Source organism: Streptomyces sp. NPDC058000, from assembly GCF_042886435.1.
Classification (GTDB): Bacteria; Actinomycetota; Actinomycetes; order Streptomycetales; family Streptomycetaceae; genus Streptomyces.
Map to the genome: position 1 here is coordinate 259,372 of NZ_JBHVQS010000007.1, position 6,458 is coordinate 265,829.

At 71.4% G+C, this 6,458-nt stretch carries 4 protein-coding genes; 1 reads left to right on the top strand and 3 read right to left on the bottom strand.

The window, feature by feature from the left end; translation table 11 throughout:
• Positions 1–100 precede the first annotated feature (100 nt).
• The 3 genes from pyk to pta all read right to left on the bottom strand — a co-directional run bounded on the left by pyk (position 101) and on the right by pta (position 5,012).
• Positions 101–1,528, bottom strand: a complete 1,428-nt coding sequence (gene pyk, locus ACFVT2_RS10845) for a pyruvate kinase (protein ID WP_390014928.1) — start codon at positions 1,526–1,528, stop codon at positions 101–103.
• 127 nt (positions 1,529–1,655) lie between these two features.
• A complete protein-coding gene (locus tag ACFVT2_RS10850; RefSeq protein ID WP_390014931.1) occupies positions 1,656–2,891 on the bottom strand; it encodes an acetate kinase in 1,236 nt (411 codons plus the stop codon).
• A 27-nt stretch (positions 2,892–2,918) separates the two neighbouring features.
• Entirely contained in the window at positions 2,919–5,012 is a 2,094-nt protein-coding gene (gene pta, locus ACFVT2_RS10855) for a phosphate acetyltransferase (protein ID WP_390014934.1), read from the bottom strand.
• Between the two features lie 275 nt (positions 5,013–5,287).
• On the opposite strand from pta, the gene ACFVT2_RS10860 reads away from it, so the two are divergent.
• Positions 5,288–6,313 carry an ATP-dependent 6-phosphofructokinase gene (locus ACFVT2_RS10860; protein WP_390014937.1) on the top strand — a complete coding sequence of 342 codons (1,026 nt, stop codon included), beginning with the start codon at positions 5,288–5,290 and terminating at the stop codon, positions 6,311–6,313.
• The last annotated feature ends 145 nt before the right edge of the window (positions 6,314–6,458 follow it).

Consider the following 6,458-nt stretch of genomic DNA (forward strand, 5'->3'; position numbering starts at 1 on the left):
CGGCGCCGGCCCGAGCTCTCCGGGAGCCGCGGAAACGGCGGTGGGCCGCCCCCTCATCAGGGGGCGGCCCACCGCCGTTCGTGCGTGACGGGGCGGCGCGTCAGGCGCGTGCGCCGCCGAGGTGGTGCACCCGGACCATGTTGGTGGTGCCGGGGACGCCGGGGGGCGAACCGGCGGTGATGATCATGGTGTCGGCCGGGTTGTACCGCTTGAGCTTGAGCAGCTCGGCGTCGACCAGGTCCACCATCGCGTCGGTGTTGTCGACGTGCGGCACGACGAAGGAGTCCACGCCCCAGCTCAGGGTGAGCTGGTTGCGGGTGGCGACGTCGGTGGTGAAGGCCAGGATCGGCTGGGCGGCGCGATAACGGGAGAGCCGGCGGGCGGTGTCACCGGACTTGGTGAACGCCACCAGCGCCTTGCCGTCGAGGAAGTCGGCCATCTCGCAGGCCGCGCGGGCCACCGCACCGCCCTGCGTCCGCGGCTTCTTGCCGGGGACCAGCGGCTGGAGGCCCTTGGAGAGCAGCTCCTCCTCGGCCGCCTCGACGATCTTCGACATGGTCTTGACGGTCTCGATCGGGTACTGGCCGACCGAGGACTCCGCGGAGAGCATCACCGCGTCGGCACCGTCGAGGATCGCGTTGGCGACGTCGGACGCCTCGGCGCGGGTCGGCCGGGAGTTGGTGATCATCGACTCCATCATCTGGGTCGCGACGATCACCGGCTTGGCGTTCCGGCGGCACATCTCCACCAGGCGCTTCTGCACCATCGGGACCTTCTCCAGCGGGTACTCCACCGCCAGGTCGCCACGGGCCACCATCACCGCGTCGAAGGCCATCACGACCTCCTGCATGTTGGCGACCGCCTGCGGCTTCTCGACCTTGGCGATGACCGGGACCCGGCGGCCCACCTCGTCCATGACGCGGTGCACGTCCTGGACGTCCTTGGCGTCCCGCACGAAGGACAGCGCGACCATGTCGCAGCCCATGTGCAGGGCGAACTTGAGGTCCTCGATGTCCTTCTCGGACAGCGCCGGGACGTTGACCGCGGCGCCGGGCAGGTTGATGCCCTTGTGGTCGGAGATGACCCCGCCCTCGATGACGATGGTGCGCACCCGCGGGCCGTCGATCTCGACGACCTGGAGGGCGACGTTGCCGTCGTTGATCAGGATCGGGTCGCCCTTGGAGACGTCGCCGGGCAGGCCCTTGTAGGTGGTGCCGCAGATGTGCTTGTCGCCGGGGACATCCTCGGCGGTGATGACGAACTCGTCACCGCGCACCAGCTCGACCGGGCCCTCGGCGAAGGTCTCCAGACGGATCTTGGGGCCCTGGAGGTCGGCCAGCACGCCGACGGCGCGGCCGGTCTCCTCGGCGGCCTTGCGGAGACGGTGGTACCGCTCCTCGTGCTCCGAGTGGGTCCCGTGGCTCATGTTGAAACGGGCCACGTTCATACCGGCCTCGATCAGCGTCTTCAGCTTCTCGTAGGAGTCGACGGCGGGGCCCAGGGTGCAGACGATTTTGGAACGGCGCATGTCTCGATCCTATCGGTTTGTTTCGGAGCGGAATATTTCGCTCTGCTTCAAAGGCCCTTTAGACGAGGCGAGGCGACGCGAGCGGAGCGAGCGGATCCCCTTACGGGACTCGCGGGCCAGCGCCTGTCTAGGCGGTGACCAGGGCGTATGTCTGCTGGGCGATCTCCAGTTCCTCGTCGGTGGGGACCACGGCGACCGCGACCCGGGCGTACTCGGGCGAGATCAGCCGCGGCTCGTCGGACCGTACGGCGTTGAGCGAGGCGTCCACCGCCATGCCCAGCTCCTCCAGGCCGGCGATGGCGGCGGCACGGACCGGGGCGGCGTTCTCGCCGACGCCCGCGGTGAAGGCCACCGCGTCGACCTTGCCGAGGACGGCGGTGTAGGCGCCGATGTACTTCTTCAGCCGGTGGACGTAGATGTCGAAGGCGAGCGCGGCGCGCTCGTCCCCCTCGTCGATCCGGCGGCGGATCTCCCGCATGTCGTTGTCGCCGCACAGCCCGATCAGGCCGCTCTTCTTGTTGAGCAGCTCGTCGATCTCGTCCGCGGACATCCCGGCCACCCGCTTGAGGTGGAAGGTCACCGCGGCGTCGATGTCACCGGAGCGGGTGCCCATGACCAGGCCCTCCAGCGGCGTCAGGCCCATGGACGTGTCCACGCACCGGCCGCCCCGGACGGCGGACGCGGAGGCGCCGTTGCCCAGGTGCAGCACGATCACATTGACCTCTTCCGGCGCCTTGCCGAGCAGCTCCGCGGTGCGGCGGGAGACGTAGGCGTGCGAGGTGCCGTGGAAGCCGTAGCGGCGGATGCGGTGCGCGTCGGCGGTCGCCACGTCGATGGCGTAGCGGGCCGCGGACTCCGGCATCGTGGTGTGGAAGGCGGTGTCGAAGACCGCGACCTGCGGGAGGTCGGGGCGGAGCGCCTGCGCGGTGCGGATGCCGGTGATGTTCGCCGGGTTGTGCAGCGGGGCGACCGGTACCAGCCGCTCGATCTCCTTGAGCACCACCTCGTCGATGACGGTCGGCACGGTGAACTTCAGACCGCCGTGCACCACCCGGTGCCCGATCGCGGCCAGCTCCGGGGAGTCCAGCCCGAGCCCGTCGGCGGCCAGCTCCTCGGCCACCGCCTTCAGCGCGGCCTGGTGGTCGACTATCGGGCCGGTGGTCTCGCGGGTGGTGCCGCCGGTGGCCAGCGGGGTGTGAGCCAGGCGCGAGGTCGCCTCACCGATCCGCTCCACCAGGCCGACGGCAAGCCGGCGCGCGCCGGAGCCGTGGTCCGAGCGGGCGTCGCCCATGTCGAGGAGCTGGTACTTCAGCGACGAGGAGCCGGAGTTGAGGACGAGGACGCGGGTGGCGTTGGCAGTCATGAAGGGGCTTTCCGGTGGGGGGAGGGGTCAGGCGGTGGGTCCGGCGCCGGGCTGGGCGCCCTGGGCCTGGATCGCGGTGATGGCGACGGTGTTGACGATGTCCTGCACGAGGGCGCCGCGCGAGAGGTCGTTGACCGGCTTGCGCAGACCCTGGAGGACCGGGCCGACCGCCACCGCGCCGGCGGAGCGCTGGACGGCCTTGTAGGTGTTGTTGCCGGTGTTGAGGTCCGGGAAGATCAGCACGGTGGCCCGGCCGGCGACCTCGGACTCCGGCAGCTTGGTCGCGGCGACCGCCGTGTCCACCGCCGCGTCGTACTGGATCGGGCCCTCCACCAGCAGGTCCGGGCGCCGCTCGCGGACCAGCTCGGTGGCCTTGCGCACCTTGTCGACGTCGACGCCGGAGCCGGAGGTTCCGGTGGAGTACGACAGCATCGCGATCCGCGGCTCCACGCCGAACCGGGCGGCGGTGGTGGCGGACTGGATGGCGATGTCGGCCAGCTGCTCGGCGTTCGGGTCCGGGTTGACCGCGCAGTCGCCGTAGACCAGCACCCGGTCGGCCAGGCACATGAAGAACACCGACGAGACGATCTGGGCGCCCGGCTTGGTCTTGATGATCTCGAAGGCCGGTCGGATGGTGGCGGCGGTGGAGTGCACCGCACCGGAGACCATGCCGTCGGCCAGGCCCTCCTGCACCATCAGCGTGCCGAAGTAGGAGACGTCGGCGACCACGTCGTAGGCCAGCTCGTAGCTGACGCCCTTGTGGGAGCGGAGTGTGGCGTACAGCTCGGCGAACCGCTCGCGCAGCGCGGAGGTCTGCGGGTCGATGATCTGGGCGTCCGCCAGGTCGATCGCGAGGTCGGCGGCGCGCTTGCGGATCGCCTCCTCCTCGCCCAGCAGCGTCAGGTCGCAGACGTCGCGGCGCAGCAGCACGTCGGCGGCGCGCAGCACCCGCTCCTCGGTGCCCTCGGGGAGGACGACCCGGCGGCGACCGGTGCGGGACCGCTCGATCAGCTCGTGCTCGAACATCATCGGGGTGACCCGGCCGGAGCGGGCGACCGAGATCCGGTCGGTCAGTTCGGAGGTGTTCACATGCCGCTCGAAGAGGCCGAGCGCGGTCTCCGCCTTGCGCGGCGAGGCGGCGTTCAGCTTGCCCTCGACGGCGAACAGTTCGGCGGCGGTCGGGAAGGAGCCGCCGGGGACCGAGACGACCGGGGTGCCGGGCGCCAGGCGGGCGGCCAGCGCCATGATGTCGGGGCCGGGCCGCTCGTCGAGGGTGAGGACCACACCGGCGATCGGCGGGGCGCCGGCGCTGTGCGCGGCGAGCGAGCCGATCACCAGGTCGGCGCGGTCCCCGGGGGTGATCACCATGCAGCCGGGGGTGAGCGCCTTGAGGAAGGTCGGCAGCATCGCGCCGCCGAAGACGAAGTCCCGGGCGTCCCGGGCGAGCCCGGAATCGTCGCCGAGCAGGATCTCGGCGCCCAGCGCCTGCACGATCTGGCCGACGGTCGGCGCGGAGAGCGCGCCGTCCTCGGGGAGCGCGTAGCAGGGCACCGGCAGGCGGGCGGCGAGCCGCTCCACGACGGCCGTGCGCTGCTCGGGCGCGACGCGGTTGACGACCAGCGCGACGACGTCGCAGCCCAGCGAGGTGTAGGCGCGGTAGGCGTTGCGGGCCTCGGCGCGGACCGACTCGGCCTCCTGGCCCTGGCCGCCGACGACGGGTATCACCGCGGCGCCGAACTCGTTGGCCAGCCGGGCGTTGAGCGCCAGCTCGTCCGGGAGGCTGGTGTCGGCGTAGTCCGAGCCGAGGACGAGGACGTACTCGTACTGCCGGGCCACCTCGTGGAAGCGGTCGACGAGGCGGGAGACCAGCTCGTCGGTGCCGCGCTCGGCCTGGAGGGCGGCGGCCTCCGCGTAGCCGATGCCGTAGACGGAGTCGGCGGGCTGGGTGAGGCGGTAGCGGGCCCGCAGCAACTCGAACAGCCGGTCGGGCCCGTCGTGGACCAGTGGGCGGAAGACCCCCACCCGGTCGACGTGGCGGGTCAGGAGCTCCATGACTCCCAGCTCGATGACCTGGCGTCCGTCGCCGCGGTCGATACCGGTCACGTACACGCTGCGCGTCACGCGTGCTCTCCGTCCATGTCGATGGCCGCGAGGGTCCGTGCTCGCGGGTTTTCCCTGCTCACAAGGTCAAAATTACCCGTTATTGTGGGCTTGCCCCTCTTGACAATACCTGCGCGGATCGATAAGCCGCTCTCCCAGTTTCCCTGTGGCGTCGAGGGCGGGGACAGTGGGGGTGGCCCCGTGTGTGCGGCCGGGCCCGGGGGTGGACCGCGGAACACGTGAAACAATCGGACCGGCTCACAAGAACCGACAGCGAGCACAGGAGACACAGCACGATGCGTATCGGAGTCCTCACCGCAGGCGGCGACTGTCCCGGCCTGAATGCTGTGATCCGGTCCGTCGTCCACCGCGCCCTCACCGGCCACGGAGACGAGGTCATCGGCTTCGAGGACGGCTTCAAGGGTCTGCTCGACGGCCGCTTCCGCAAACTCGACCTGGACGCGGTCAGCGGCATCCTCGCCCGCGGCGGCACCATCCTCGGCTCCGCCCGCCTGGAGCGCGCCCGGCTGCGCGAGGCGTGCGAGAGCGCCAAGGACTTCTCCCGCGAGTACGGGATAGACGTCCTGATCCCGATCGGTGGCGAGGGCACGCTGACCGCGGCGCGGATGCTCGCCGACGCCGGTATGCCGGTCGTCGGCGTCCCCAAGACCATCGACAACGACATCTCCTCCACCGACCGCACCTTCGGCTTCGACACCGCCGTCGGCGTGGCCACCGAGGCCATCGACCGCCTCAAGACCACCGCCGAATCGCACCAGCGGGTGATGGTCGTCGAGGTCATGGGCCGGCACGCGGGCTGGATCGCGCTGGAGTCCGGGATGGCCGGCGGCGCCCACGGCATCTGCCTGCCGGAGCGCGAGTTCGACGTCAACGACCTGGTGAAGATGGTCGAGGAGCGGTTCGCCCGGGGCAAGAAGTTCGCCGTGGTCTGCGTCGCCGAGGGGGCCCATCCACTCGCCGGCACCATGGACTACAAGAAGGGCGCCATCGACCAGTTCGGCCACGAGCGGTTCTCCGGCATCGGCACCGCACTCGCCCGCGAACTGGAGCGGCGCCTGGGCAAGGAGGCCCGCCCGGTCATCCTCGGCCACGTCCAGCGCGGCGGCACCCCCACCGCCTACGACCGGGTGCTGGCCACCCGCTTCGGCTGGCACGCCGTCGAGGCCGCCCACCGCGGCGAGTACGGCAGGATGACCGCGCTGCGCGGCACGGACATCGTCATGACCCCGCTGGCCGACGCGATCACCGAGCTCAAGCGGGTCCCGGAGGACCGCATGGACGAGGCCGAGTCGGTCTTCTGACACCGGGCGACAAGCCGCCGGGGCCGCGCCGGTGGGTGGGGCGCCGGGGGGGTTTTGGTGGGGGCGCCCTGGGGGGCCGTGGGCGCCAGCCAGTTGAGCCGGGGCGGCCCCCGGGGCGGCCCCCGGGCGGGCCGCCCCCCCGCGC

Coding starts and splice junctions, on each gene's coding strand:
- pyk (WP_390014928.1), bottom strand. CDS start 1,528: ATGCGCCGTTCCAAAATCGTCTGCACCCTGGGCCCCGCCGTCGACTCC.
- ACFVT2_RS10850 (WP_390014931.1), bottom strand. CDS start 2,891: ATGACTGCCAACGCCACCCGCGTCCTCGTCCTCAACTCCGGCTCCTCG.
- ACFVT2_RS10860 (WP_390014937.1), top strand. CDS start 5,288: ATGCGTATCGGAGTCCTCACCGCAGGCGGCGACTGTCCCGGCCTGAAT.